28 protein-coding genes, 1 tRNA gene, 1 other RNA gene and 1 pseudogene are annotated in these 26,927 nt (G+C 67.4%); 6 read left to right on the top strand and 25 right to left on the bottom strand.

Annotated features, from left to right (window positions below):
* The first annotated feature begins 48 nt into the window (after positions 1–48).
* Positions 49–1,275: an acetylornithine transaminase gene (locus FQS62_RS18210; protein WP_208043396.1), complete on the top strand. Its 1,227-nt coding sequence runs from the start codon at positions 49–51 to the stop codon at positions 1,273–1,275.
* A gap of 83 nt (positions 1,276–1,358) precedes the next feature.
* Here FQS62_RS18210 and FQS62_RS18205 read toward each other — a convergent pair whose 3' ends face one another.
* Complete coding sequence (locus FQS62_RS18205) at positions 1,359–1,970, bottom strand: HAD-IA family hydrolase (protein ID WP_208043395.1); 612 nt, start codon at positions 1,968–1,970, stop codon at positions 1,359–1,361.
* Between the two features lie 123 nt (positions 1,971–2,093).
* Between FQS62_RS18205 and azu the strand changes: the two genes are divergently transcribed.
* Complete coding sequence (azu, locus tag FQS62_RS18200; protein WP_057501171.1) at positions 2,094–2,543, top strand: azurin; 450 nt, start codon at positions 2,094–2,096, stop codon at positions 2,541–2,543.
* Between the two features lie 106 nt (positions 2,544–2,649).
* Here azu and hemL read toward each other — a convergent pair whose 3' ends face one another.
* Positions 2,650–3,939 (bottom strand): glutamate-1-semialdehyde 2,1-aminomutase, encoded by a 1,290-nt coding sequence (gene hemL, locus FQS62_RS18195; RefSeq protein ID WP_107380346.1) that lies wholly within the window; start codon positions 3,937–3,939, stop codon positions 2,650–2,652.
* 16 nt (positions 3,940–3,955) lie between these two features.
* Positions 3,956–4,582: a thiamine phosphate synthase gene (thiE, locus tag FQS62_RS18190; protein ID WP_057499635.1), complete on the bottom strand. Its 627-nt coding sequence runs from the start codon at positions 4,580–4,582 to the stop codon at positions 3,956–3,958.
* Between the two features lie 34 nt (positions 4,583–4,616).
* Here thiE and FQS62_RS18185 point away from each other — a divergent pair, with 34 nt between their 5' ends.
* Positions 4,617–4,841: a rubredoxin gene (locus tag FQS62_RS18185; protein ID WP_080354805.1), complete on the top strand. Its 225-nt coding sequence runs from the start codon at positions 4,617–4,619 to the stop codon at positions 4,839–4,841.
* A gap of 60 nt (positions 4,842–4,901) precedes the next feature.
* Here FQS62_RS18185 and FQS62_RS18180 read toward each other — a convergent pair whose 3' ends face one another.
* From FQS62_RS18180 to FQS62_RS18145, 8 genes are all read right to left on the bottom strand, one after another.
* The gene (locus FQS62_RS18180) at positions 4,902–5,747 is read right to left on the bottom strand and encodes a SirB1 family protein (RefSeq protein WP_057499634.1); all 846 of its coding nucleotides are present in this window, start codon (positions 5,745–5,747) and stop codon (positions 4,902–4,904) included.
* 320 nt (positions 5,748–6,067) lie between these two features.
* On the bottom strand, positions 6,068–6,514 hold the full coding sequence (locus FQS62_RS18175) for a DUF192 domain-containing protein (RefSeq protein WP_208043394.1): 447 nt from the start codon (positions 6,512–6,514) through the stop codon (positions 6,068–6,070).
* 21 nt (positions 6,515–6,535) lie between these two features.
* On the bottom strand, positions 6,536–7,183 hold the full coding sequence (gene rpiA / locus FQS62_RS18170) for a ribose-5-phosphate isomerase RpiA (protein WP_006389802.1): 648 nt from the start codon (positions 7,181–7,183) through the stop codon (positions 6,536–6,538).
* Positions 7,184–7,205: 22 nt separating this feature from the next.
* On the bottom strand, positions 7,206–7,685 hold the full coding sequence (locus FQS62_RS18165; protein WP_019338636.1) for an EVE domain-containing protein: 480 nt from the start codon (positions 7,683–7,685) through the stop codon (positions 7,206–7,208).
* Positions 7,682–8,275, bottom strand: a complete 594-nt coding sequence (locus FQS62_RS18160) for a 5-formyltetrahydrofolate cyclo-ligase (RefSeq protein ID WP_049449699.1) — start codon at positions 8,273–8,275, stop codon at positions 7,682–7,684. Before FQS62_RS18160 ends, FQS62_RS18165 begins: the two co-directional genes overlap by 4 nt.
* Before the next feature lie 83 nt (positions 8,276–8,358).
* Positions 8,359–8,544, bottom strand: a non-coding RNA gene (gene ssrS / locus FQS62_RS18155) — 6S RNA.
* Between the two features lie 152 nt (positions 8,545–8,696).
* A complete protein-coding gene (locus FQS62_RS18150; protein WP_005410899.1) occupies positions 8,697–8,993 on the bottom strand; it encodes a cell division protein ZapA in 297 nt (98 codons plus the stop codon).
* A complete protein-coding gene (locus FQS62_RS18145) occupies positions 8,990–9,211 on the bottom strand; it encodes a TIGR02449 family protein (RefSeq protein ID WP_043034082.1) in 222 nt (73 codons plus the stop codon). The genes FQS62_RS18150 and FQS62_RS18145 overlap by 4 nt, the downstream gene beginning before the upstream one ends.
* Before the next feature lie 153 nt (positions 9,212–9,364).
* Here FQS62_RS18145 and FQS62_RS18140 point away from each other — a divergent pair.
* Positions 9,365–9,909, top strand: a pseudogene (locus FQS62_RS18140) (UPF0149 family protein).
* 5 nt (positions 9,910–9,914) lie between these two features.
* The gene (locus FQS62_RS18135; protein WP_088480401.1) at positions 9,915–11,237 is read left to right on the top strand and encodes an aminopeptidase P N-terminal domain-containing protein; all 1,323 of its coding nucleotides are present in this window, start codon (positions 9,915–9,917) and stop codon (positions 11,235–11,237) included.
* A 551-nt stretch (positions 11,238–11,788) separates the two neighbouring features.
* Here FQS62_RS18135 and pepQ read toward each other — a convergent pair.
* From pepQ to rph, 7 genes are all read right to left on the bottom strand, one after another.
* Positions 11,789–13,120 (bottom strand): Xaa-Pro dipeptidase, encoded by a 1,332-nt coding sequence (pepQ, locus tag FQS62_RS18130; protein WP_088480742.1) that lies wholly within the window; start codon positions 13,118–13,120, stop codon positions 11,789–11,791.
* A gap of 75 nt (positions 13,121–13,195) precedes the next feature.
* Positions 13,196–13,567: a PilZ domain-containing protein gene (locus tag FQS62_RS18125; RefSeq protein WP_049443677.1), complete on the bottom strand. Its 372-nt coding sequence runs from the start codon at positions 13,565–13,567 to the stop codon at positions 13,196–13,198.
* Positions 13,564–15,843: a DUF1631 family protein gene (locus FQS62_RS18120; protein WP_208042864.1), complete on the bottom strand. Its 2,280-nt coding sequence runs from the start codon at positions 15,841–15,843 to the stop codon at positions 13,564–13,566. The genes FQS62_RS18125 and FQS62_RS18120 overlap by 4 nt, the downstream gene beginning before the upstream one ends.
* A 165-nt stretch (positions 15,844–16,008) precedes the next feature.
* The gene (gene hemW / locus FQS62_RS18115) at positions 16,009–17,235 is read right to left on the bottom strand and encodes a radical SAM family heme chaperone HemW (protein WP_226053686.1); all 1,227 of its coding nucleotides are present in this window, start codon (positions 17,233–17,235) and stop codon (positions 16,009–16,011) included.
* Positions 17,236–17,291: 56 nt separating this feature from the next.
* A complete protein-coding gene (gene rdgB / locus FQS62_RS18110; RefSeq protein WP_049443671.1) occupies positions 17,292–17,888 on the bottom strand; it encodes an RdgB/HAM1 family non-canonical purine NTP pyrophosphatase in 597 nt (198 codons plus the stop codon).
* The gene (locus FQS62_RS18105) at positions 17,885–18,274 is read right to left on the bottom strand and encodes a VOC family protein (protein WP_049443669.1); all 390 of its coding nucleotides are present in this window, start codon (positions 18,272–18,274) and stop codon (positions 17,885–17,887) included. Before FQS62_RS18105 ends, rdgB begins: the two co-directional genes overlap by 4 nt.
* Complete coding sequence (gene rph, locus FQS62_RS18100; RefSeq protein ID WP_005410889.1) at positions 18,271–18,996, bottom strand: ribonuclease PH; 726 nt, start codon at positions 18,994–18,996, stop codon at positions 18,271–18,273. The genes FQS62_RS18105 and rph overlap by 4 nt, the downstream gene beginning before the upstream one ends.
* A gap of 124 nt (positions 18,997–19,120) precedes the next feature.
* On the opposite strand from rph, the gene FQS62_RS18095 reads away from it, so the two are divergent.
* The gene (locus tag FQS62_RS18095; RefSeq protein ID WP_019661992.1) at positions 19,121–19,981 is read left to right on the top strand and encodes a YicC/YloC family endoribonuclease; all 861 of its coding nucleotides are present in this window, start codon (positions 19,121–19,123) and stop codon (positions 19,979–19,981) included.
* A gap of 25 nt (positions 19,982–20,006) precedes the next feature.
* Here FQS62_RS18095 and FQS62_RS18090 read toward each other — a convergent pair whose 3' ends face one another.
* The 7 genes from FQS62_RS18090 to fdhE all read right to left on the bottom strand — a co-directional run bounded on the left by FQS62_RS18090 (position 20,007) and on the right by fdhE (position 26,785).
* A complete protein-coding gene (locus FQS62_RS18090; RefSeq protein ID WP_164158579.1) occupies positions 20,007–20,660 on the bottom strand; it encodes a nucleotidyl transferase AbiEii/AbiGii toxin family protein in 654 nt (217 codons plus the stop codon).
* The gene (locus FQS62_RS18085; RefSeq protein WP_049443665.1) at positions 20,657–21,148 is read right to left on the bottom strand and encodes a helix-turn-helix domain-containing protein; all 492 of its coding nucleotides are present in this window, start codon (positions 21,146–21,148) and stop codon (positions 20,657–20,659) included. Before FQS62_RS18085 ends, FQS62_RS18090 begins: the two co-directional genes overlap by 4 nt.
* Before the next feature lie 70 nt (positions 21,149–21,218).
* Entirely contained in the window at positions 21,219–22,298 is a 1,080-nt protein-coding gene (gene selD, locus FQS62_RS18080) for a selenide, water dikinase SelD (protein WP_164158578.1), read from the bottom strand.
* Positions 22,299–22,324: 26 nt separating this feature from the next.
* A tRNA-Sec gene (locus tag FQS62_RS18075) sits at positions 22,325–22,420 on the bottom strand.
* Between the two features lie 24 nt (positions 22,421–22,444).
* A complete protein-coding gene (gene selB / locus FQS62_RS18070) occupies positions 22,445–24,376 on the bottom strand; it encodes a selenocysteine-specific translation elongation factor (RefSeq protein ID WP_164158577.1) in 1,932 nt (643 codons plus the stop codon).
* A complete protein-coding gene (selA, locus tag FQS62_RS18065; RefSeq protein WP_088480737.1) occupies positions 24,373–25,797 on the bottom strand; it encodes an L-seryl-tRNA(Sec) selenium transferase in 1,425 nt (474 codons plus the stop codon). Before selA ends, selB begins: the two co-directional genes overlap by 4 nt.
* Positions 25,798–25,801: 4 nt before the next feature.
* Positions 25,802–26,785 carry a formate dehydrogenase accessory protein FdhE gene (gene fdhE / locus FQS62_RS18060; RefSeq protein ID WP_208042863.1) on the bottom strand — a complete coding sequence of 328 codons (984 nt, stop codon included), beginning with the start codon at positions 26,783–26,785 and terminating at the stop codon, positions 25,802–25,804.
* Positions 26,786–26,927 lie beyond the last annotated feature (142 nt).

The following is a 26,927-nucleotide window of genomic DNA, read 5'->3' as shown; positions in this document are numbered from 1 at the left end:
CAGGGGTTCCGGCGCGAGAATGGGGATTCCTGAACCCTGCCGACTGCCATGACCGCCGCTACCGATCCGCTGATCTCCCTTTCGCACTATTACCTGCCGGTCTACAAGCCCCGCCAGGTGGTACTGGAGCGAGGCCAGGGCGCCCGCGTGTGGGACAGCCAGGGCCGTGAGTTCATCGACCTGGCCGCCGGCATCGCCGTCTGTGGCCTCGGCCACAACGATCCAGACCTGGTGGCCGCGCTGGTCGAACAGGCCGGCAAGCTCTGGCACACCAGCAACGTGTTCTACAGCGCGCCGCCGCTGCACCTGGCCGAAGAACTGGTCAAGGCCAGCCGCTTCGCCGAGCGCGTGTTCCTGTGCAACTCCGGCGCTGAAGCCAACGAAGTGGCGATCAAGATGGTCCGCAAGTGGGCCTCCAGCCAGGGCCGCCCGGCCGACAAGCGCGTCATCATCACCTTCCGCGGCAGCTTCCACGGCCGCACCATGGGCGCGGTCACCGCTACTGCCCAGCCGAAGTACCAGGAAGGCTACGAGCCGCTGCCGGGTGGCTTCCGCTACATCGATTTCAACGACGAAGTGCAGCTGGAAACCGCGATGGCCGCCGGTGACGTGGCTGCGGTGATGCTGGAGCCGATCCAGGGCGAGGGCGGCGTGATGCCGGCCAAGTCCGGCTTCCTCAAGCGCGTGCGCGAACTGTGCGACCAGCACAACGCATTGCTGGTGCTGGACGAGATCCAGGCCGGTATGGGCCGCACCGGCACGCTGTTCGCGCACTGGCAGGACGACGTGGTGCCGGATATGGTCACCCTGGCCAAGGCGCTGGGTGGCGGCTTCCCGATCGGTGCGATGCTGGCCGGCCCGAAGGTGGCCGAAACCATGCAGTTCGGTGCGCACGGCACCACCTTCGGTGGCAACCCGCTGGCGGCTGCGGTGGCCCGCGTGGCACTGCGCAAGCTGGCCTCGTCGGAGATCGCTGCCAACGTCAGCCGCCAGTCGAAGGCGCTGCGCGATGGCTTCGCCCGCATCAATGACGAGTTCGGTGTGTTCAGCGACGTGCGTGGTCGTGGCCTGATGCTGGGCGCAGTGCTGAGCAAGGACTTCGCCGGCCAGGCCGGTGCGATCCTTGACCACGCCGCCGAGCACGGCCTGCTGACCCTGCAGGCCGGCCCGGACGTGCTGCGTTTCGTGCCGTCGCTGAACATCACCGACGAGGAAGTGGCCGAAGGCCTGAAGCGCCTGCGTGCGGCGATTGCCGGGTTCATCGCCGCGCGCTGAACCCGGCAGCAACAGCTGTAGAGCCGAGCCCACGCTCGGCTGCTGTTGCCTGACACTGCGATGAGCCGAGCATGGACTCGGCTCTACAGTGGTTCACGCATCCGATAGCGCTTCAACACCTTCCCCAATCCCCGGCCATCGCGCACGGTTTCCGCGTGCAGGCCGGCGGCGCGTGCGCCGCGTACGTTGGCGAACAGGTCATCGACGAACAGCGTGCGTGCAGGCACCACCCCCAGCGCCTCCAGCGTGCGCAGGAAGACTTCGGGTGCGGGTTTGCGCAGGCCGAAATCCGCGCTGCAGAACACGCGCTCCCGCAGGGCCGGGGACAGCTCCGGCAGCAGGGTGGGCAACACCTGTTTCATCAGCGCGCCGTTGTTGGTCAGTACCGCCATTGGCAGCTGCAGGGCCTGCAGCCGCTGCAACACCGCAGCCTGCGGATGGCTGGCGGCCCGCCGCGCGGCGATCCATGCAGCCACATCGACAGTCGTGCCCAGAAGCTCTCCCAACTGCGCCAGATAGGCCGGGCCATCCAGCGTGCCATTGTCATGCGCCGCTTCCAGTCCGCTGTCGTACAGCGCCGCCTGCACCGCCGCAGCGGGAATCTGCAGTGCCTGTGCCAGGTGCAGTACACGTTGCACGCGCTGGTAGTGCACCAGCACGCCATCAACATCCAGCAGCAACAGATCGATCCGCATCGGCCGAGCATGCCATTGCAGTGAACACTCGGGAAACCCTGGAGCAGCCATGCGACAGACGGTCGCAGACGCGGCCATGGGGGGCTGCCTAGAATGGCGTTTGAATCCGCAGGAGATGCAACGATGAAGGCTTGGAGGGTGGCAGTGGGACTGGGCGCGCTGATGCTGGCGCCGTCGGCGATGGCGCGGGTGTGTGCGGTGAGCATCGACAGCACCGACCAGATGAGCTTCAGCAGCCGCGAGATCAAGGTCGCCGCCGATTGCACCGCCGTGGACCTGACCCTGCGCCACACCGGCAAGCTGGCCGCCACCGCGATGGGCCATAACTGGGTGCTGACCCGCAGTGCCGATTACCAGCCGGTGGCGATGGCGGGCATGCGCATGACCCTGGCCGACAGCTACCTGCCGAAGGCCGACAAGCGCGTGCTGGCGCACACCAAGGTGATCGGCGGTGGTGAGACCACGCGCGTGCGTTTCTCTACCCAGGGCCTGCAGAAGGGCGGTGACTACACCTTCTTCTGCTCGTTCCCCGGCCACTTCGCGATGATGAAGGGCAAGTTCGTCTTCGGTTGATGCCGTTTGTAGAGTCGAGCCATGCTCGACTGCTCTGTGCCAACCAAGGTTGGCACCCACCAGATGCGGCAGTGCCAACCAAGCTTGGCACCTACCAGAGCAGGGCTCAGCCCTTGGCGGCCTTGAACGCCACGCGTGCAGCGGCCAGCGTCGCTTCGATCACCGCATCGTCGTGCGCACTGGACAGGAAGCCGGCCTCGTACGCCGACGGTGCCAGGAACACGCCCTGGTCCAGCATCGCGTGGAAGAAGCGGTTGAACGCCGGGATGTCACAGGCGGTGGCCTGCGCATAGGTCTCCACCTTCTCGCTGGTGAAGAACAGCCCGAACATCGCACCCACGCAGGTGGTGGTCACGGCCACGCCGGCGTCGGCGGCGGCCGCTTCCAGGCCGGCACACAGGCGCGCGGTGCGCTCGGCCAGATCGGCGTGGAAGCCGGGTTGCTGGATCAGTTCCAGCATCGCCAGGCCAGCGGCCATCGCCACCGGATTGCCGCTCAGCGTACCGGCCTGGTAGATCGGGCCGGCCGGCGCGATCTGCTGCATCAGCTCGCGGCGACCGCCGTAAGCACCCACCGGCATGCCGCCGCCGATGATCTTGCCGAAAGTGGTCAGATCCGGAGTGATGCCGTAATGCGCCTGCGCACCGCCGAGGGCGACGCGGAAGCCGGTCATCACTTCATCGAAGATCAGCAGCGCGCCATGCTTCGTGCACAGTTCGCGCAGGTGCTGCAGATAGCCGTCGCGCGGCGGAATGCAGTTTGCGTTGCCAACCACCGGCTCGATGATCAGGCCGGCGATGTCGTCACCCTGTTGCTCGAACAGCGCAGTGGCGGCTTCGAAATCGTTGTAGGGCAGGGTCAGGGTCAGTTCGCTCAACCCAGCCGGGACGCCCGGCGAGGTCGGCACGCCCAGGGTCAGCATGCCGCTGCCGGCCTTGACCAGGAACGAGTCGCCATGGCCGTGGTAGCAGCCTTCGAATTTCACGATGCGGTTGCGGCCGGTGGCGCCACGCGCCAGGCGGATCGCCGACAGCGTGGCTTCGGTACCGGAGTTGACCATGCGCACCATCTCGCACGACGGCACCAGACGGGTGATGGTCTCGGCCATGGTCACTTCGGCCGCGCACGGCGCACCGAACGACAGGCCGTTGTCGATCGCCCTCTTCACCGCCTGGCGCACCGCCGGGTGGTTGTGGCCGACGATCATCGGCCCCCAGGAGCCGACGTAATCGATGTAGCGGTTGCCGTCGACGTCGTACAGGTAGGCGCCGTCGGCGCGCTCGACGAAGAACGGCTCGCCGCCGACCGACTTGAACGCGCGCACCGGCGAATTGACGCCGCCCGGCAGCAGTTGCTGGGCGCGGGAGAACAGGGCGTGGGAGTGATCGTGGTTCATGCGGATTTCCTGGGCATTACGCGAACTGGGCGAGGAAGGCGCGCTGGGTCGCGACCGGGTCTTCGGCGGCGAACACGCTGCTGACCACGGCGACCAGATCGGCGCCGGCGTCGATGATGGGACCGACATTGTCCGGCGTCAGGCCGCCGATCGCCACCCGCGGCACGCCCAGTGCGGCGCTTTGCCGCAGCAGGTCGGTATGGGCGCGGCTGCTGGTGACCTTGGTGGTGGTCGGGAAGAACGCGCCGAAGGCCACATAGCTGGCGCCGGCCGCTACGGCCTTTTCGGCATTGGCCAGCTGGTCGTAGCAGGAGGCGCCGATGATGGCGTTGGCACCAAGCAGCGCGCGCGCGCTGGGGATGTCCCCGTCGGTGCCGCCCAGATGCACGCCGGCCGCACCCACCGCCTTGGCCAGCGCCGGGTCGTCGTTGACGATCAGCGGCACGCCGTGCTCCGCACACAGTGCCTGCAGCGCCATGGCCTGCTCCCGTCGCAGCGCGTCGCTGGCGGTCTTGTTGCGGTACTGCAGCCAGGTGGCGCCAGCGGCCAGCAATGGCGCGGTGCGGGCCAGCAGGCGCGCGGTATCGGGCTCGTCCGGGGTGATCAGGTAGACGCCGCGGGGCGCCGGGGAAGCAGAAGTCATTGATGGCTACCGGTGAGTGGACCGCGATGGGACAATGGCGGCCCGTGAATCCAGCCCTGATTATCCGATGAGCGATGCCACCCCCACCACCTTGCGCACCTGGATGTGCGTGGTCTGCGGCTTCCTTTACAGCGAAGCGGAAGGCTTGCCGGAGGAGGGTATTGAGCCCGGGACGCGCTGGGAGGACATTCCCGAGACCTGGACCTGCCCGGATTGCGGGGTGACCAAGGCCGATTTCGAGATGGTCGAGGTCGATTGACTGGAGGGCCCACCCGGCCCATCCGGTGGGTGTGGACCGTTGGTCCACACACCGACTCCCTCAATGCAGCCGCGGCACCGGCCCGCCGAGGTCGATCAGCTTCTCGCGCAGCCACTGCGCATCGCTGGCCTCGGGATTGCGCTTCAGGTACTGCCCCAGGTCGTGGCGGGCACCGGCCAGATAATCGAGCTGCAGATAGGCCAGGCCGCGGTCGCGCAGCGCGTCGTCCTGCTCCGGGGCCAGCTTCAGCAGGCGGTCGGCACTGCGTGCAGCGCGGTCCCATTCGCCGGCCTCGGCGTAGACGCCGTGCAGGTTACGCAGCATGCGCATCAGGATCGCGCGCGCCGGCGCCGGGTCGAGGATCTGCGCCAGCACCTGGTCGTCGGGCATCTGCCCGCCCAAGTGTGATTTGGCCCGCTCGCGCAGTTCGTCCACGTCCAGCGGGCGGCCACCGTTGAACGGGTCCATCACCAGCACGCCGTCGTCCACCGGCAGACGCACCAGGAAGTGGCCGGGGAAGGACACGCCATCGAGCGGAATGCCCAGTCGGCGCGCGACTTCCATCTGCACCAGCGCCAGCGAGATCGGGTTGCCCAGTCGGCGTTCGAACACCTGGTTGAGATAGCTGTTGCGCGGGTCGTAGTACTCGTCGTGGTCGCCGCTGTAGCCCAGCTCGTCGAACAGGTGGCGGTTGATCGCCGCCATTTTCAGCGGGCTGTCGTCGATGCTCTCCACTTCCGAGCGGAGGTGCTCGACATGGCTCTGGATCAGCGCGTCATAGGTCGACGGCTGCAGATCGGGGTATTCATCGCGTGCGATCAGCAGCGCGGTCGGCAACAGTGGCAGCGCCTCGTCTTCGAGGTCGGCCAGTGCATCCCAGTCGGGGAGAGAGATCCGGTCCTGCATGACCACAGACTGGCGTCATTCGCAGGCGGTTTCAAGCGGTGTCGCGTGAATTCCTCATGTCATCGTTTCCCCATCCACACATGGCATGGATCTACGTGTCGACCAAGGTCGACACCTACCATCACCAGCGGAAAACCGTCGAAGGCGGGGTGGGTCCGGTGACGGGGGTGTCCGCGGCATAGGTGCCGCGGCCAAGGCTACAGGGACGTACTTGCGCCGTCCCCCGCCACCTGACCCACCCCGCCATCCCTCGAAATATACGAATTTGACGTTGCCGTTGATGTTGATTCGGCGGGTGCCGGGCGCAGCCCGGCCGTACCTTACTTTTCGATGCCCGGGCCGAACTTCAGCTCCGTCCCATCCTTCAGCTTGAGCTTCTCGGCCTGGCCAGCGTTGAGTTCCAGCACATAGCGCGCCGGGCCACCGCTGGGGTAGGGCGGGCACATGTCGCCGGCAGAGCACGGCGGCACATCGCGCTGCTGGCTGACCAGCTTGCGCTGGCTGTCGAAGTACAGGATGTCCAGCGCGATCTTGGTGTTCTTCATCCAGTACGCCTGCATTTCCTCGCGGTCGTGGATGAACAGCATGCCGTGGTCGGCGGCCATCTGGTCGCGGAACATCAACCCGCGCGCGCGGGTTTCATCGTTGGTGGCCAGCTCGACCTGGTAGCGGGCGCCATCCAGCTCGACCCAATGGCGGGCCGCGTCGGTGGCGCAGCCGGTCAGGGCCAGCAGCGGAAGCATCAGCAGCGAACGCAACAGCGACATCGTCAGGATCCTTCGAAAGGGTCAGAGCACGACCGGCGGCTCGCCGCCGACGATCACCACATCGGCGCGACGGCGCGCGAACAGGCCCACGCAGACCACGCCCGGCAGCTGGTTGAGCTCGCGCTCCAGCTTTTCCGGATCGGTGATCTGCAGGTTGTGGATGTCCAGGATCTGGTTGCCGTTGTCGGTGACCACGCCTTCGCGCCAGGTCGGCTGGCCGCCGGTCATGTCGCGGATCTGGCGGGCGACCAGGCTGCGCGCCATCGGGATCACTTCCACCGGCAGCGGGAACTTGCCCAGCACCGGCACCTGCTTGCTCGGGTCGACGATGCAGATGAAGCGCTCGCTGGCCTCGGCGATGATCTTCTCGCGGGTCAGCGCCGCTCCGCCGCCCTTGATCAGGCACTTGTTGGCGTCGCACTCGTCGGCGCCGTCCACGTACAGCGACAGGTTGCCGCTGTGGTTCAGCTCGATCACCTCGATGCCGTGCTGCTTCAGGCGCGCGGTGCTCTGCTCGGAGCTGGACACGGCACCCTTGATGCGGTGCTGGATGCGGGCCAGGGCATCGATGAAATAGGCCACGGTGGAACCGGTGCCGACACCGACGATCATGCCGTCTTCTACGTACTCGATGGCTTTCTCGGCGGCCAGGCGCTTGGCTTCGGACATGGGAGAACTCTCAGGCAGGGAATCAGGATTTCTTTTCCAGCGACAGCAGCAGCTTCCACTGCGCGGCCGTCACCGGGAACACCGACAGGCGGTTGCCCTTGGCAACCAGCGGGAAGCCTTCGCCGAGCTCATCAGCGTGCAGCTTGATCTCGTCCAGCGCGATCACCTGCTTGAGCTTGCGGTCGAAGGCCACGTCCACCAGCATCCAGCGCGGGTTCTCGCGCGTGCTCTTGGGGTCGTGGTAGTCGGATTTCGGATCGAACTGGGTGTCGTCCGGGTAGGCCGTGCTGGCCACCGTGGCCAGGCCGACGATGCCCGGCACCTTGGTATTGGAGTGGTAGAACAGGATGCCGTCGCCCACCTGCATGCCATCGCGCATGAAGTTGCGCGCCTGGTAGTTGCGCACCCCGTTCCAGGGTTCGACCTTGACCTTGGCCAGGTCATCGATGGAGAAGGCGTCCGGTTCGGACTTCATCAGCCAGTAGCGCTTGCGGGCGGTCATGCGTTCACGGGGGCAGCGGAGGGGAACAGGGTGCCGTCTTCGGTGCAGATCGCATCCACCGGCACGTCCCACGACGCCACCGGCAAGGACTCGACCTGCTGCACCGCAAACGCAGCACCGACCAGCCAGGGCGGCGCCGGCCGATCGTGGCGGAAGGCGAAGCTGCGATCATACCAGCCGCCCCCCATGCCCAGCCGCCGGCACTGTGTGTCGAAACCCACCAGCGGGGTCACCACCAGCGCCATCTGCGCCGGTTCCAGGGTGTCTTCCACCGCCACGTCCGGTTCGGGAATGCCGTAGCGGTTGCTGGTCAGCGGCTGCCCCGGCCGCCACGGTGCGAAGCGCAGCACGTCGCCGGCCAGCACCGGCAGGCAGTAGGTGAGTCCTTCGGGCAGCTGTAGCTGCCAGCGATGCAGGGCGATTTCGCCATCCAGCGCCCAGTAGCCGGCCACGGCGCCTTCGCGCGGGGCGAACGGCAGGGCCAGCAGGGCATCGGCGAGGGATTCGGCGGCGGCGATGCGCTCAGCGGCGGGAAGGTCGCGGCGGCGTTGCCGCAGGTCGTGGCGCAGGGCCTGTCGCGGGTCGGTCATGGCAGCGTGCGGCAAGGATCAGCCGTCATTGTGCCGGAAAGAACAAGGGCGACGCCCGAAGACGCCGCCCTTACTGGAATATTGCATTCTCCGCAATGTCGATGCATGCGAAACGACCTTGAACCCGGGGGCTCAAGTGGGAACGCTGGAGAACCATCGGGCTTCCCGCTACAAGGCGGACCTGCACTCCCGGCGCTGTCGCGCTCCCGGTGTCGTTCTTAAGGGACAAGGCGAATGTTTGCACATGCCGTCGAGTACCGCAGAGAACGCGTGGCCATTATAGCCAGCGTGCAGCATCTGGATAGGCCGTTCGTCGGCAACAGTCCGTGCCAATTCAGATATGAGAAAAGGGGACGGAGGGGATTAAGACGTTTCCAGCACGGAAGGGGCAAATGCGCCTTGATTCCCTCCGTCCCCTCTTCTATGGGGTGCCGTCGATCGCGCGGTCCAGGCGCCGGTTCAGGTCGGCCAGCGTCTGCTGCAGCGCCACCGCCTGGCGGGCGTTCTCGTCGCGCAGCAGCTGCAGTTCGTGGGCCAGGTTCAACGCAGCCAACACGGCGACGCGATCGACCGCGGCCATGCGGTTGCTGCCGCGGATCTCACGCATGCGCGCGTCCAGCAGGCGTGCAGCGGCCATCAGGCTGTCGCGTTCATCGCCGCCGACGCCCACGGTGTATTCACGATCGAGGATGCGGACACTGACCGGTTCGGCGCTCATGTGTGCTGCTCCAGGGATTTGAGCCGGCTGATCATCGCTTCCACCCGCGAGCGTGCCTGCTCATTCTTGGCCAGCAGCGTCGAACGCTCGGCCACCAGCTGTTCCTGCTGGTGGCGCAGGCTGCGGTTCTCCTCGGCCAGGCGCTGGTTGCGGTCAAGCAACGCTTCCACGCGGGCAGCGAAGTCCTGCAGCTGGGCAAGGGGATCGGCGGGTTCCATGCGGGCACGATAGGCAAGCCGGGTAAGGGCGGTCAAGCGTTGTCGCAGCAAGGCTGGGCGGCTGCGGAGAGGATGCCGTCGGGTTGCTACACTACGGGGTCTCACGGGCGCGCGCGTGCGCGCCCCGGGTTTCCTTTCCGAACGAGCCGCACGATGACCGAACTTCCCTCCGTCGACGACGTTACCCGCGCCAGCCAGGAACTGGGCCTGGGCGCCACCGCTGCCGAGCTGCACGGCGCGCTGTGTGGCTGGCTGGCCGCCGGCGCGCCCCGGCAACGACTGGCCGGCGCGTGCTGGCCGACGACAACCTGCCGCCGGTGGCCGCCGACAGCGTGCTGGGGCAGCTGCTGCAGGCCACCATCAAGCAGCTGGAAGACCGCGACTTCGCCTTCGAGCTGCTGCTGACCGACACCGACGACGTGTCCGCGCAGGCCGATGCCATGTTCAGCTGGACCCGCTCCTTCCTGGGCGGCTTCGGTCTGGGCAGCGGTGGTAACCGGCCAGCCCTGTCCGAAGAGGGCGAAGAGGCGCTGACCGACATGGCCAGTCTGGCGCGTGCCTCCAGCGAGGATTTCGAGGCCGGTGGCGATGATGACGACGAAGCCCTGTCGGAGATCGAGGAATTCATCCGCGTGGCGGTGCTGCTGCTGCACGGTGACGTGGTGCTGGCCTCGCGCCACCGGCAGCGCCTGAACTGATGGACATCAAGCAGCGCACCGGCATCGCGGCCGGCGAATACAAGCGTCGCCGCCGCCAGCTGATGGACATGGCCGGCGAGGACGCGATTCTGGTGCTTCCGGCCGCGGCCGAGAAGGTGCGCAGCCTCGATACCCATTACCCGTTCCGGCAGGATTCGGATTTCCAGTACCTGAGCGGCTTCCCGGAGCCGGAAGCGGTGCTGGTGCTGATCCCGGGCCGCCGCCACGGCGAGGCCATACTGTTCTGCCGCGAGCGCGATGCCGAACGCGAGGCCTGGGACGGCAGCCGTGCCGGCCAGGACGGTGCGGTAGCGCAGTTCGGCATGGACGATGCCTACCCGATCGACGATCTGGACGACATCCTGCCGGGCCTGCTGGAAGGCCGTTCGCGCGTCTACTACCACTTCGGCCGCGACGCGGATTTCGACCTGAAGCTGATCGGCTGGGTCAACCGTGTACGTTCGCAGGTGCGCCACGGTGCGCAGCCACCGCATGAGTTCCTTGAACTGGGCCACCTGCTGCACGAGCAGCGCCTGTTCAAGTCCGGCGCCGAAGTGGCGCTGATGCACCACGCCGCGCAGATCAGCGTGCGTGCGCATCTGGCGGCGATGAAGGCGGCCAGGGCGGGCATCCACGAGTACGAACTGCAGGCCGAGCTGGAGCGCGTGTTCCGTGCCAACGATGCCGTGCCGGCCTACTGCAGCATCGTCGGTGCTGGTCGCAACGGCTGCATCCTGCATTACCGCGACAACAACGCGCGTTCGCGCGATGGCGAACTGGTGTTGATCGATGCCGGTGCCGAATACCGCGGCTATGCCAGCGACATCACCCGCACCTTCCCGGTGAACGGCCGCTTCAGTGCCGAGCAGCGTGCGCTGCACGACCTCGTCGGCGATGCGCAGGCCGCTGCGTTGGCGCAGGCCAAGCCAGGCGTACCGTACGAGAGTGGCCACCTGGCCGCGGTGCAGACCCTGACCGAAGGCCTGCTGCGGCTGGGCCTGCTGAAGGGCACGCTGGAAAAGAACCTGTCCGAAGGCTTGTACCAGCGTTTCTACCGGCACAAGACCGGGCACTGGATCGGGCTGGACGTGCACGACGTGGGCGATTACCGCCTGGCAGGCGATTCGCGCCTGCTGGAGCCGGGCATGGCGTTCACCATCGAGCCGGGGCTGTACATCGGCGTGGACGATACGACGGTGGAACCACGCTGGCGCGGCATCGGCATCCGTACCGAGGATGATGTGCTGATCACCGACGACGGCCATCGCGTGCTGACCGAAGGCCTGGCGCGCAGTGCCGACGAGATCGAAGCGGTGATGGCGGGGTAAGGGGTGTTCTGCAGGGCTTGCAGCCCTGCACCTGCTTCAAGCCAGGGCAACAGCAACAGCGGGCATTCCGTGGGATGGCGGGGCACTGTGGGTTTGCGGGGACGCCGTGAATCCATCCCTGGAGGCTTGGTCGCCGCATCCATGCGGCTCACACCCCGCAAACCCACAGTACCCCGCCTTCGACAGGTTCACGGGGCTGTTGGTGGGTGCCGACCGTTGGTCGGCACATCTGTCAGATATCGAATGAATCATCCACGCATGGCGTGGATCTACTGGCACTGCGATTGTTGGGGCGGGCGGCTGTTGGTAGGTGTCGACCTTGGTCGACACAGAGCGAGCGCAGCGAGCGACCCGCTTCTGCTTTTCTTTATTTCTTTTCCGTGGTTGGACGCGGCAGGAAACTGTCAAAGGCTGGGCGGGGTGGGTTTGCAGGACCGTTGGCGCCATGGATGGCGCCATCGAGCCCCCATGGATGGGTTTACGGCGTGTCCTGCAAACCCACCCCGCCCGGCCAAGCGCGGCTTTTGATTCAACGGGCAACCGCGAGGGGCTCAGCCGTTCGCCGCCGCAAACTCCGGCCGCGTCAGGTTGTCCGCCTCGCCCTCGGTGCACAGCACTTCGTCTTCGATGCGGATGCCGCCATACGGACGGAAGAAGTCCACGCGGTCCCAGTTGATCGCATCGCCATGGCCGGCGTCCTTCACTTCGTTCAACAGCATGTCGATGAAGTACAGGCCCGGTTCGATGGTCACCACCATGCCCGGTTCCAGCACGCGGGTCAGGCGCAGGTACGGGTGGCCGGCCGGGCGCTCGATGCGGCCGCCCTCGTCGCTGGCCGCGAAACCGGCCACGTCGTGCACCTGCAGGCCGATCAGGTGGCCGATGCCGTGCGGGAAGAATGCGGCGCTGACGCCGGTCTCCAGCGCGGTCTGCGGCGAGACCTTGATCACGCCGAAGTCCTTCAGCACGCCCATCAGCGAAAGATGCGCGTCCACATGCAGCTGCTTGTAGTCGAAGCCCGGACGCACCGCCGCGCACATCTGCTGCTGGGCGGCATCGACGGCGGCGATCATCGCCGCGAATTCGTCGTGGCCCTGCGCGGCGTAGGTGCGGGTGATGTCGCTGGCGTAGCCGTGCGCGCTGGCACCGGCATCGATCAGGAAGCTGCGCAGCGGCTGCGGTGCCTTGCGGCCAAGCTCGGTGTAATGCAGCACGGCGGCATGTTCGTTCAGCGCTACGATGTTGCCGTAGGGCAGCTCGTTGGCATCCTGGCCCACGGCCTGGCAGTACGCCATGTGGATGCTGAACTCGTCGGCGCCGTTGCGGAACGCGGCTTCGGCAGCGCGGTGGCCGCGCACACCCAGCACCTGCGCCTGGCGCATCAGCGCGATTTCATACGGCGTCTTGCTGCCGCGGTGCCATTCCAGGTAGTTCACTACCGGCGCCGGATTGTTCGGCACGTAGTTGCCCAGCGCGCTCTGCGGCTCGCCGAGGATCGCGCAGCGCGACGGGTCGGCCGGTAGCAGGGCCAGCGCTTCTTCCGGCTTGCGGATGATGTGGATGTCGAAGTGCTCCACCCACCAGCCACTCGGCGCATCGGGTACCACGTGCCAGTAATCGAAGGGCTGGTGGAAGATCACTGCCGGACGCTTGCCAGGGGTGAACACGATCCAGCTGTTGGGCACACGGGTCAGCGGCAGCCAGGCCTTGAACTGCGGATTGACCGCATACGGGTAGTCGCGGTCGTCGAACACCTGGTAGTGCAGGGTGCCGCTGGGCACCACCAGGTGATCGAAGCCGCCGCGGGCCAGCGCCTGTTCGGCGCGTCGACAGAGCACGGCCAGGTGGTCGGAATACAGGGCGCCGGGGTCTTGCTGGATCATTGCGGTGGCTCGACACGGAAAACGGCCCTAGATTCTGCCGCATACCGCGAAAAACCGCTGTGCCGGAACCGGCACTCAGGCCGTCGAAACCGGTCCCTCGTCGCTGTCTTCGCCCACCCACTGGCGCAGCAGCTGCCGATGTTCGCGTGACAGGGTCAGGAAGCGGAAGCCGGTCCAGCTCTGCCCGGGAACGTGCGCGGGCTCACTCCACAGCAGATGCACGCCCACATCAATGTCCTGCTGGCGGCCGTCACCCAGTGGCAGCGGGAAGCGCAGCTGGTACAGCGCATCCTCGCGCAACGGTGCGCTGGCCAGCATCAGCATGCCGGTTTCGGAAACATTGCCGAGACGGCCCACCACGCATTCGCGCATCTGGTCGGTGACCGGGACCAGATCCGAGACCTGGCGGCGCGGCGCGCGACGGGTGTCCTGCGGCTGGGTAGTCATGCGGAAGTCTCCTGCGTGTGGCCGGCCGCCAACGCGCGCAACGCGCCAAGGCTGGCTTCCCAGGCGCGGTCGACCAGCCGGGCCTTGTCTTCGGTGACCAGCTGCGCACGGCCGGCGCTGACCTGCCGGGCCAGCGTATCCAGGTCGGTATCGGCGATCTTCTGCCCGCGCGGATTGACGAACAGGGCGTGGCCGGTCAGCAGGCTGTACCAGGACAGGCGCTGGCGGCGCAGCGTGCCATCACCGGTGTCGATGTCGAACCAGCTGCCGAACGGCAGCGTGGACAGCTGCTGGTAGGCCGCTTCTTCGGCACTGCTGCGGGGCGTTGCAGACGCGGTGCCGGTGGGCGTACCGGCGTGCTCGCCCAGACGCGCACGTGCTTTCAGGCGGGCACTGAGTTCGGTACGCGAGGTGCTCTCGTCCTCGCCGCCGGGCGTAGCCAGCCTGCGCGCGACGGCGGCGGCTTCTTCGGCGTGGTAGCCGACCTGCAGCAGGGCGGCCTCGACGTCGGCGGCGAGCGCGGCATCGGTGCCATCAGGGGCATCAACGGCCTGCGCGGTGATGGCGGCGATGCGCTGGGTCTGCTGCAGACGTTCCTGCCACTGCGGTGAGTCGTCGCCGTGGCGCAGGCGGGTCAGGGTCAGGGCGTCGGCCCAGGCCTGGCGCAGCAGGGTCTGCACGAAGCGCGGTGGCGACTGCGCTTCGCAGCACTGGTCGATCTGTGCGGTGGCCTGGCGACGAGCCAGTTCCAACCGCTCCTTGCCGCGCGCGGCTTCCACATGGCGGCGCTCGGCCAGTTCGGCACGATGGGCCGCCGCGCGCTGGTGCTGCTGCACGTCTTCGTTGGCGGCGGCGAAGGCGTCCGGCGCCCGTGCGTCCTGGCCCAGCAGGCCCTGCACGCTCTGCGCCATGCGCTGCAGCAACTGCGGGTCGACATCATCGTCGCCCAGCCAGTTGGCGCCGACTTCGGCAATCTGGTTGAGCAGTTCGCGCGCCGGGTGCTCGTCGCGTACGAAGAAGCCCGGATCGGCCATGGCCGCGCGTGCCAAGGGCACCTGCAGGCGCGCCAGCAGGGCGGCCGGCACCGGGTCCGGGCGTTGTTGCTGCTGTACCTGCTGCATCAGCATGCGCAGCAGGTCGAGGTTGTCACGGTCGTGGCTGCCCAGCTGCGCCTGTGTCCCGTGCTCACTGCGCAGCTGCGCCACTACGGCGGCCTGCAGGTCGGCGACGCCGGTGGCCGAGCTGGACTGGGCCTGCAGGCGCGCGAGCACCGCGTCAACTGCCGCGCTCGGCACCGCATCGCGGTCCGCGGGTGCTGTGCTGGCATGGCGTGCCTGCTGCAGCAGCTCATGCAGCGCGCTGCCGGTGGAGGTGGTCAGGCCGGGCAGGGCCGTGCCGGCTGCGCCGCCATCCTGGAAAGCGTCCTGCACCAGACTCGACCAGGAACCGGCGGGTGCCGATCCGTTCCACCCGGTCAGTGGCGCCGCGGTGCGCTTGGCTGGCTGGGTGGTACGTCCACCGCCCACCGACTGGGTGATGATCCGCCGCGTGCTCGCCGAGCGCGCCAGGTAGGGGGTGTAGACCAGGCCGGGCAGCACGCCGTTCTGCGCCAGCAGGGCATTGGCGCGGTCGAGGATGTCGCCCAGGCGTTCCAGCACCTGGCGCTCGAAGCTGCGATACAGCGCCAACTGGACTTCCACGCCGAGCGCATCCTGTTCGGCGATCCGGCGCAGCATCGCGCACAGTGCCTGCGGGGCCAGCGGCAGGGTGTCGGCCTCGAAGGCCGGTGCCGCGGCCAGTACGCCCAGCCGTTGGCCCAGCAGGTTCAGCGTGTTGGTCGAACGCAGCGTTTCCCGCCGCACCATCTCGGTCAGCAGCAGGTCGCGGTCCACTTCATGTTCATCGACCAGCGACAGCCCGAGCATGCCGGGCAATGGCGGCGGCGTGGCAGCGGTTGGGCTGCCGGCAGCGGGTTCGCGCAAACGTATCAGCGCGTCGGCCACGGCATCGAGCATGCGGTCGGCGAAATGGCCGGAGAAGGCGTGCAGCTGGCCGCGCTGGGCCATCAGTTCGGCCTGCAGCTGTGGATTGCGCGCGCGATCGGCGTCGTGCAACAGCGTCTGTTCCAGCGCTTCGACGGTCAGGATCAGAGGGGCGGCCAGCGTCTGCCGGCACAGGCCGATCAAGCCGCCCAGCAGCTCACGCACCCGCGGTGGCAGGTTACTGGCAGCCAGACGGGCGTTGTCGGCAGAGGTTATGGAGAAGACAGCTGACATCGGCAGGCGGTACCCGGATTCCCGCGGATCGATCTTGTGAATCTACCGTGTCGGCCGCCGTCGGCGCTACTTTAGGGTGAATGTGCACTCCGTTCGCCAGGCATGGCCCGACGGATGAACGCTCGCGCCGACCGTTGGCCGGCACGACCCTCTGTCACGCGAGCATCAATCTTCCAGGAACAGGCTCACCACATCGTTGGTGAAGCGGCGGCCCAGTTCGGTCGGCTGCACGTGCCCATCCGTCACGTCCAGCCAGCCGCGCTGCACGGCCTTGGCCAGCGGTGCGTCCAGCACGCTGCGCGGCAGCCCGGTGCGCGACTCGAAATCGCGCAGGCCGAAACCTTCGTGCAGGCGCAGCAGGTTGAGCATGTACTCGAACGGCAGGCGCTCGGCTGCGATCACGTCGTCGCCACCGAACGAGGCCGGAGTGCCAGCGCTGTCCAGGTAGGCCTGCGGATGCTTCAGCTTCCAGCGGCGCAGCACGTGTTCCTCGGCGCCCGAGCTGATCTTGCCGTGCGCGCCGGCACCGATGCCCAGGTAGTCGCCGAAGCGCCAGTAGTTCAGGTTGTGGGCGCTCTGCCGGCCGGGGCGGGCGTAGGCACTGACTTCGTACTGGCCGAAACCGGCCTGTGCCAGCAGGGCCTGGCAGTGTTCCTGCATGTCCCAGGCGTTGTCTTCATCGGGAATGCCCTGCGGCGGCCGCGCGAAGAACACCGTGTTCGGTTCCAGGGTCAGCTGGTAGTGCGAGATGTGCGCCGGCTGCAGCGCGAATGCACGTTCCAGGTCGGCCTCGGCGCCGGCCAGGGTCTGTTCCGGCAGCGCGTACATCAGGTCGATGTTGAAGTTGTCGTAGCCCGCGTCCTGCGCCATCTTCACTGCGCGCTCGGCTTCGCCACTGTCGTGGATGCGGCCCAGGCGCTTGAGCATGGCGTCGTCGAAACTCTGGATGCCGAAGCTGAGGCGGTTGACGCCGGCCGCGCGGTAGCGGTCGAAGCGGCCATGCTCGGCCGTGCCCGGGTTGGTTTCCAGGGTGATTTCGGCGTTGGGGGCAAAGCGCAGGCGCGCGCTGGCCTGCTGCAGGAAGCGGTCGATCGCCTCCGGCGGAAACAGGCTGGGCGTCCCGCCACCGAAGAACACGCTGTGCACCACCCGGCCCCAGACCAGTGGCAGGTCCTGGTCCAGATCGCGCAGCAGTGCATCGATGTAGGCGTCGAACGGCAGCTCGCCCTTGGCCTGGTGCGAATTGAAATCGCAGTACGGGCATTTGCGCACGCACCAGGGCAGGTGCACGTACAACGACAGCGGTGGTGGCACCAGTCGTGGCGGGCTGTCGTGGTCAGCGGAGCAGGCTTCGCCGGGCAGGTGGTTGCAGTGGTCGTGGGCGTGCGGCATGGGCTTCTTCGGTAGTGCCGGCCGCTGGCCGGCTTCCCTGGTTCGATCGGGTGGCGTCAGTACAGCGTCGCCAGCTGCTGCTTGAGCTGCTGCAGGGCAATCGCGCGGTGGCTGATGGCGTTCTTCAATGCCGGCTCCATTTCCGCGGCGGTCAGGCCGTGGGTGGTGTCCAGGAACACCGGGTTGTAGCCAAAACCATTCGTGCCACGCAGTTCGCGGATGATCTGGCCTTCCCAGCGGCCTTCACAGATCAGCGGCTGCGGGTCGGTGGCGTGGCGCAGCAGCACGATCACCGCATAGAAGCGGGCGCTGCGCTGGCCATCGGGAACGTCATTCATTGCGTCCAGCAGCTTGGCGTTGTTGGCCGCGGCGTTGGTCGGGTGGCCCGCGTAGCGCGCGCTGTACAGGCCCGGCGCACCGCCGAGGGCATCGACGATCAGGCCCGAATCATCGGCCAGCGCCGGCAGGCCGGTCGCTTCGCAGGCCGCGCGCGCCTTCAGCAGCGCGTTCTCGACGAAGGTCAGGCCGGTCTCATCCACGTCGCCCAGGCCCAGTTCGGCGGCCGAGGTGATCTGCAGCGGCAGGTCGGCGAGGATCTCCTGCATCTCCACCAGCTTGCCGGCGTTGTGGCTGGCCAGTACCAGTTTCTTCATTGACGGGGCTCCAGCAGGTCCCAGGTGTTGCCATACAGATCGCGGAACACCGCAACTGTTGCATAGGGCTCTTCGCGCGGCGCTTCCAGGAACTCGACGCCGGCGGCGACCATCGCCGCGTGGTCGCGATGGAAGTCGTCGGTGTTGAGGAAGAAGCCGACGCGGCCACCGGTCTGGTTGCCGATGCGGCTGCGCTGTTCCTCGTTGCTGGCGCGGGCCAGCAGCAGGGCGGCGGCGCTGCCGTCGGTCGGCCCCACCACCACCCAGCGCTTGTGGCCCTGGTCGATGTCTTCCAGCAGTGCGAAGCCAAGCTTGCCGGTGTACCAGGCAATGGCTTCGTCATAGTCGGCCACCACCAGGGTGGTCAGGGCGATCCGGCGGTTCATGCCGACAGCGCCGCCTGCTGTGCGGCCAGCAGTTCGCCCACGCCCTTCTCGGCCAGGCCCAGCAGCGCATCCAGTTCATCGCGGCGGAAGGCATGGCCTTCGGCGGTGCCCTGCAGCTCGATGAAGCCGCCACCGTCGTTCATCACCACGTTCATGTCGGTGTCGCAGTCGCTGTCTTCGGCGTAGTCCAGGTCCAGCACCGGAGTGCCGCGGTAGACGCCTACCGACACGGCAGCCACTGCGCCCAGGATCGGGTTGCGCTTGATGTCGCCACGCTTCATCAGCACGTTCACCGCATCGACCAGGGCCACGTAGGCGCCGGTGATGGCGGCGGTGCGGGTGCCACCATCGGCCTGCAGCACGTCGCAGTCGAGGGTGATGGTGCGCTCGCCCAGCGCGTTGCGGTCCACGCAGGCACGCAGGCTGCGGCCGATCAGGCGCTGGATCTCCAGCGTGCGGCCACCCTGCTTGCCACGGGCCGCTTCGCGGTCGCTGCGGGTGTGGGTGGCGCGCGGCAGCATGCCGTACTCGGCGGTCACCCAGCCTTCGCCCTTGCCACGCAGGAAGCCCGGCACGCGGTTCTCGACGCTGGCGGTGCACAGCACACGGGTTTCACCGAAGCACACCAGCACCGAACCTTCGGCATGGCGGGTGAAGCCGCGTTGGATGACGACCGGGCGGAGCTGGTCGGGCTGGCGGCCGCTGGGGCGGGAATCGGACATGGTGCGGGTTCCGTAATGGCGAGGGAGTACGCCGCCACGCCCGCGGCCTTCACGGGGCGGGCAAGGGGGCTCTGGTGAGGGCGCTAGGGTACCATTCCCCCTTTGCACGCACCGGACACAATCCATGATTCGAAGCATGACCGCCTATGCCGGCGGCGAGCGGGTCACCCCGTGGGGCACGCTCGGCTGCGAGCTGCGCTCGGTCAACCACCGTTTCCTGGAGGTCGGCACCCGCCTGCCCGAGGAACTGCGCGCGCTCGAACCGCAGTTGCGCGAGCGCATCGCCGCACGTCTGAGCCGCGGCAAGCTGGATCTGGTGATGCGCCTGCGCGCGCCGGAAGCGGCGGCCAACCTGCAGGTGGACGAGGCCCTGCTGGGCCAGCTGGGCCGCCTGGCCCACCGCCTGACCTCTGATTTCCCCAACCTGCAGGTCAGCTTCACCGACCTGCTGCAGCTGCCGGGCGTGACCCGTGGCGAGGCCACCGATGCCGCCGCCCTGCAGGTCGAGGCGCTGGCGCTGCTGGACCAGGTGCTGGATGGCTTCGTCGAGGCCCGTGAGCGCGAAGGCGGCAAGTTGTCTGCGGCCATCAGCGAGCGTGTGGACGGCATCGAGCGCATCGCCACCGAAGTGCGCACGCTGATTCCGGCCATTCGCGACGGCCAGCGCGCCAAGCTGGCCGCACGCCTGGCCGACCTGCCGCACCCGGTTGACCCCGGCCGCGCCGAGCAGGAGCTGGTGCTTTGGCTGCAGAAGCTGGACGTGGATGAAGAGCTGGACCGTCTTGGCAGCCATATCGTCGAGATCCGCCGCGTGCTCAAGCAGCGCGAGCCGGTCGGCCGCCGCCTGGACTTCCTGCTGCAGGAGTTCAACCGCGAAGCCAACACGCTGGGGTCGAAGTCGGTGGACAGCCGCACGTCCAATGCCGCGGTGGAGCTGAAGGTGCTGATCGACCAGATCCGCGAACAGGTGCAGAACATCGAGTGATGTTCCGCGCAATTGCCTGGGAGGATCACAGTCCTTCCAGGTAGTCCCCGGCTATCGCGACGCAGTGGTCGAAGTCTGGCGTGTAGTCCAGCGTGTCGATGGCCTTGAACGCAATCTTCAATGTCGGATGGGGATTGCGGATCTGATCAAGAAACGTTGATCGATGGCGGACCAGTGCGTCTGCGGCGGCCGCCAGCGCGTCCGGCTCGCGTTCGATGACCAGCGCAAGATCGAACAGGTCTCGGGCCGTTGTTCGATGCCCCCGATGGAACATTTTCTTGGCGATGATTTCCGCCGACGTTTCCACCCGTATGCGCTGACCATCGATCGTCCATTCCTCCCAGGCGTCATCGAGAAGATTGGGGGCCGCGACGAAATCCACCTCGCCTTCCTCGAACTGCAGCTTTACCCAGGCGCTGGGATCTTCGCTGTAGTCGCCGGTAAGGCTCGCGGCCATATCGCTCAAGCGGGGAGTAACGAACCCCAGGTACTGGGGATTCGGCACGAAGATGTCGATGTCCTTGCTGAGCCGGTGCCGATGTCGAAACATCAGCACCGTTCCGCCGCCCAAGGTCCAGAACGGATCGGTGATGCCGCCGTGGCGCTGGATCTCCCCGATGAGGACAAGCGCCCGAGGCAGCAGCGCCTGCCAGGCGCCGGCCGGCAATTCGCGGTTCACATCCACAGGTCCTTGCGATGGGCAGAAAGTGTGTTGGCCATCTTCGCCACGTTGCGCCAGATGCGCCGTGGTGGCATCTGCGCGCCGATTGCAGCTTCTTCGACCGCCATCACCATCATGGCGGGAGGGGCTTCATCCAGCAGGTGCGCCATCTGCGCCGCGTAGGTGGCAGGAACTTCCCCACTGACCAGCACGCGCGCCAGCTCGCCAGCCGTCAGTTCGCTTGCGTAGCTCACGTTGGCGGTGCGTGCGGCCATTTTCAGGCCTTGCTTGCGCAGCCGGCTTTCGGTGGTGGGTGCCGGTACATCCAGACCGAGCACGGCCATCACCTGTCCCACGCGATTGACACCCAGGTCACTCAGGGTGCCCCCTTCCAGGCCGACCACGGTTTGCCGGGAAAGGCCGCTGAGATGAGCCAGTTGGCCTTGCGACAGACCAAGCTGCTCACGGCGGGCGCGAACCGCCTTGCCGATGTCGATCAGGTTCATGGCTTGATTGTCCAATATTTTGGACACGATTCAAGTGCCCGGAAGCGGCACGTTGGCAAACCTTCACGTCTCAAACCACGCTGATGCCCGGCGCTCCTTCGCCCAAACGCCCCACCACGGCTGCCTGGCCGAACCCCGCGTCGTGGAAGCAGGCCAGCACCGCATCCACCGCCTCCGGGGCGCAGGACACCAGCAGGCCGCCGCTGGTCTGCGGGTCGGTCAGCAGTGGCTGCCAGTGTGCCGGCAACCCATCGGCGAAGCGCACCTCGGTGCCATAGGAGGCCCAGTTGCGATTGGAGGCACCGGTCACGCAGCCACGCTGCAGCAGCTCCAGCGTCTGCGGCAGCAGCGGGATCTGCGCGCTGTCCACTTCGGCGGCAACGCCACTGGCGCGGCACACTTCCAGCAGGTGGCCGAGCAGGCCGAAGCCGGTGACATCGGTCATGGCGTGCACGCCGTCCAGCGCGGCCAGGGGCACGCCCACGGTGTTCAGGCGGGTGGTCGACGCGACCATCTGCCGGTAGCCCTCGGCATCCAGCACTTCTTTTTTCAGCGCTGACGAATACACGCCCACGCCCAATGGTTTGCCCAGCACCAGCGCGTCGCCGGCGCGGGCATCGGCATTGCGCTTGAGCCGCTGCGGATCGAGCACGCCGATCGCAGCCAGGCCGTAGATGGGTTCCACCGAATCGATGCTGTGGCCGCCGGCCACCACGATGCCGGCATCGGCGCAGGCGCGTTCGCCCCCCTGAAGGATGCCGCGGATGGTGTCCTGCGGCAGGCTGTTGATCGGCATGCCGACGATGGCCAGTGCGAACAGCGGGCGCGCGCCCATCGCATACAGGTCCGACAGCGCGTTGGTGGCGGCGATGCGGCCGAAGTCGAATGGATCGTCGACGATCGGCATGAAGAAATCAGTGGTGGCGACAATGGCCTGGCGGTCATCGAGGCGGTACACCGCCGCGTCGTCGCTGGTCTCGCGGCCGACCAGCAGTTCAGCCGGTGCCGGAAGCGCTGGAATGCCGCGCAGCAGTTCGGTCAGCACGCCCGGCGCGATCTTGCAGCCGCAGCCACCACCGTGTGCCAGCGAGGTCAGTCGTTGCGGGGCATCGGCCGTTGAAGGGGCGGGGGACTGCGCGTGCGTGGCCATGCCGACATCTCCTGCGGAAACACGAATGGCGGAAGGCAGCAGGAGTCGAACCTACCAGGGAACGATCGACGCCCCCTACTGGGTTTGAAGCCCAGCCGCATGCCCGGATGCGCATGCCTTCCGAAAGTACGGCGGTACCGGTGGGCTCAGTCGCGGGCTGCGTTCCACTGCAGGTCGCCGCGCGGCCGATGCTGGTCACCGACGCGTCGAGTGTAGCCAACGCGATTGAAGAACTCCAAGATCTGGATGCTGCGTTTGCGGCCCAGGCCGATGGCATCGCGGAAGGCGGCCGCATCCACCGTGCCGCTGGCCTGTGACAGCTGCGCGACGATGGCGGCGAGTTCCGAAATGCGCGCGGGTGCATAGAACAGGTCCGGCACCACTTGAAACAGTTCGCCACGTGCGGCGGCGCGGCGCAGGACGGCGCGGACCTCGTCTTCGGCCAGTCCGAAGTCGGCGGCCAGGGTACGCACCCACGGTGGATCGAAGCCGCCGGCGTGCAACTGAGGTAGCACGCGGTCCAGCAGCAAGCGTTCGCGTTCCGGTGGCGCATGGTCGTGGCCGGGCAGGCGCCACCACGCACCCGCGCGCTGCACGAGGCCGTCTTCAAGCAGGTCCTGCAGCAGGGCGTTCCACAGTCCTGCTGCCAATGCAGGAAGGGTGCTGCGCTGCAGGCGCCCGCTGTCGACACCCGGTTCGTCCGGGCGTCGCTCATGCCATCCACGCAGTGAGGTGATCAACTGCTCGCGCAATGCCTGCCAATGCGAGTCAAGGATGATCACCGTGTCTTCGCGGGTGGCGATGCGTCGCGTGTCTGCAGGAAGATCGATCCGGTCGGCCGCGCGCCGGCAGTACCGTTGCAGCGCGGCCATGGGTATGCCGAAGGGCGCCTGCTGCAACAGCGGGCCGATTCCCGCACCTGCGGCCAGCTGCTCCAGTGCTCCCAGCCAGGCGAGCCGTGCGGGGCTGCGCCGGCGCCGCTGCGGCGGATCCGGGTCGAGCACGACGCCACCACCCAGCGTATGGGCCGCAGCTGAATCGCGGGCAATGAAGCGATCGCCACACATCGCACAGACGGGTGCATCGAACACCAGTTGCACCAACTGCCCATTGCCGTGATCGTCGTCCTCCAGCAGCACCACATGGGCCTGCCGGTGCATCGTGCCCCAGTGGATATGCAGCGGCGCCCAGTCGCGCAACGGTGCGGACAACGCGGAAAGACGCAGGCGCACATCGACCCGGGTGGTCGCCAGCAGGGCGCGCGGGTCGGCGATCCAGTCGCCACGGTGGATGTCATCACGGGCGATGGCCGCCAGGTTCAGCGCGCAGCGCTGCCCGGCCATCGCGTGGTCGCTGGCCTGGTTCTGTGCGTGGATGCTGCGCACGCGTACGTCGGTGGCGGCGGGCATCAGCTGCAGGTGGTCGCCCACCATGGCGACGCCGCCATGCACTGCGCCGGTCACCAGCGTGCCGTGGCCGGCCAGCGAGAACACGCGGTCCACCGGCATGCGGAACAGTTCGCTGCGCAGTTCGGCCTGGCGCGTACTGGCGTCGTCCGCTGCCCACGCGTGCAGCTGGGTACGCAGTGCGCTGATGCCGGCATCGTCGGGTGCGGTGCTGTTGCAGGCGAACAGAGGGGAATCCTGCAGTGGTGTCGCGGCCAGCAGCGCAGCGATCTCGATCTCGACCCGGGCGATGCGCGCCGCATCCACACGGTCGATCTTGGTCAGCGCCACAGCCCCCCGGTTCACGCCCAGCAGTTGCAGGATCGCCAGATGCTCGCGGGTCTGTGGCATCACGCCGTCGTCGGCAGCGATCACCAGCAGGGCGACATCGATACCCGTGGCACCGGCCACCATCGTGTGCACGAAGCGCTCATGGCCCGGCACGTCGACGAAACCCAGCGTCGCGGCCGGGCCTTCGACGTCCGTGCTTTCCACCGGGACATAGGCGTAGCCCAGTTCGATCGATATGCCGCGCGTACGCTCTTCCTGCAGGCGATCGGTTTCGATGCCGGTCAGTGCGCGTACCAGGCTTGTTTTGCCATGGTCGATATGCCCGGCGGTGCCGACGATCATGCCTGCAGCATGCTCCATTGGGCCAGGAACACCGCTTCGTCCCCGGGTTCCAGGCAGCGCAGGTCCAGCCACAACGCGTCATCGGCGATGCGGCCCAGCACCGGGCGCGGTAGTTGGCGCAAGCGCTTGGCCAGGCGATCCAGCCCGCCACGGCGTGCGCTGGTGATGCGCAGTCCGGCGCTGGCCAGCTGTGCCTGTGGCTGCGCGCCGCTGCCGACCTGGCTGTGCATTGAGGCCTCTTCAAGGGTGTAGTCGTCTGCCAGCACGGACTGCATCGGCTGCAGCAGGCGATGGGCCTGCGCAGCAACGTCATCCTGCGTGCGCGACAGGGTGCGCAGGGTGGGCAGCCTCTGTGTCAGCAGCTCCGGTTCGCGGTACAGGGCCAGCACCGCTTCCAGCGCAGCCAGTCCCATCTTGTCCATGCGCAGTGCGCGCTTGAGCGGGTTGCGGTTGATCCGCGCGATCAGGTCGGCGCGGCCGGCGATGATGCCGGCCTGCGGACCCCCCAGCAGCTTGTCGCCGCTGAACGAAACCAGATCGGCGCCGGCCGCCAGCGTTTCCTGCACGGTGGGTTCGTGCGGCAGACCGAACGTGGCCAGATCGCACAGGCTGCCACTGCCCAGGTCCACCACCAGCGGCAGGCCATGCGCGTGCGCGATCGCGGCCATCGCCGCGGTGTCGACCTTGGCGGTGAAACCGGTGATCGCGTAGTTGCTGGCGTGCACCTCCATCAGCAATGCGGTGCGTGCGCCGATGGCGTTGGCGAAGTCGGCCGGATGGGTACGGTTGGTGGTGCCGACTTCCAGCAGCCGCGCCCCGGCACTGCGCATCACGTCGGGAATGCGGAAGGCGCCACCGATCTCCACCAGCTCGCCGCGAGACACCACCACGTCGCGGCGGTTGGCCAGGCTGTTGAGCAGCAGCAGGACCGCCGCCGCATTGTTGTTCACCACGGTGGCGGCTTCAGCGCCGGTCAGTTCGCAGATCAATGCTTGTACCCGTGCATCGCGGTCGCCGCGACGGCCACGTACGACGTCGAACTCCAGGTCCACCGGCGCTGTCATCGCGCGAGTGACTGCGTGTACGGCGGCATCGGGAAGCAATGCGCGGCCGAGATTGGTGTGCAGCACGGTGCCGGTCAGGTTGAACATCGGCTGCAGGTCCAACCGTGCATCGGCTGCGAGTGCGGCCTCGACCGCTGCGGCCAGCGCTGGGCCCTCAACCGCTTCCTGCAGCTGCGCGGTCGACAACTGGCCGGCGCTGATACGCTCACGCAGCACCTGCAGGTGCGAACGCAGCAGCTGGGTGATGCGGCTTCGACCGTGGCCTTCGATCAGTGGCGCCAGTGCAGGCAGGCGCAGCACCCGGTCCAGCGAGGGCAGGGCGGAAACCGATGCCGGGGTGGGGGGCGTGGCGCTCATCGCCTCAATCGCCGTCGGATTGCCACAACAGCGGACTCTGGCTGGCGCGCGCATAGCCTTCCTCGGCCAGCAGCAGATCCAGCGCCAGCGTGCCGAGGTCATCGGCAACCGGCTCCAGTGACGGGTCTTTCTCCAGATACAGGATCTTGCGGTAGCTGTGGCAGTGGTCGCAGGTCTCGGCACGCACCGCGCTCTCGCGCACCGCCTCGCCGCTGTCGCCGTCCACATCGGCCAGGGCGCGATAGGCGATGTCCTTGCCGGTGGCACCACACTGACTGCACTGCACGCGCACGTAGTGCCACTGGCAGGCGCACAGCGAGCACGACAGGTAACGGTAAGACGCATAGGGTGGGCGTGCCTGCACTACGCTGACCACCGGTAGCGAGCCGCACAACGGGCACAGGCCGGGTGCATCGGCCAATGGTTTCAGGTCGGTGGGGCGGAAGCTGTCCGTCAGCACCGCCCAATAAGCCTGCAGTGCATTCATGACCAGCAGCGCAGCGACCGCATCTACCGACGGCGCGTCATCGCGCTCCAGCACGGCATGCGCCTGCGCATCCAGCCAGGCATCGTCGGCCGCGGCGACGCGCTGCAGCTCCTGGCGGGTTTCCACCGGAAGCCCGGCCTCGTCGGCACAGTGCTGGCACAGCGTGCGCAGCCAGTCGCGCCAGCGTCCATCCAGTTGAAGCGTGTTGGCCGGCCGCAACGGCATGCCGGCACCGGCCGCCGCACTCGACTGCTGCGCACGTGCGTGCGACTGCAGCGCCTCGCGTTGCTGCGGTGTCAGCTCGTCCAGCAGCGCCTGCTGTGCATCGGCCAGCGCCGCCAGCAGCTGCAGGTAGCCGCCGATGGCACTGCGCGCAGCCAGGCTGCGCAGGCGCGTCGCGCGCTCAGCAAACAGGGACGTGACATCGGGCAGGATGATGCGCGGGACATCGCGCGAGGCGAGCGTCTCGATCTCACCGGGTTCAAGGATGCGTTGCGCCATGCAGGGCCGGCCAGAAGAACCAGGCTCCATCCTCGCCGTTGTCGGCGCTGGCGTCCAGCGTGTTCAAACAACGCAGTCGAGCAAAGCAGTCGAGCATGGCTCGACTCTACAAAATTCGGTTTCGGTCGTTGCCATGTTCATT

It is taken from the genome of Stenotrophomonas sp. SBJS02 (genome assembly GCF_020428325.2).
Lineage (GTDB): Bacteria > Pseudomonadota > Gammaproteobacteria > Xanthomonadales > Xanthomonadaceae > Stenotrophomonas > Stenotrophomonas africana.
This window is presented reverse-complemented; position numbering and strand designations above follow the sequence as displayed.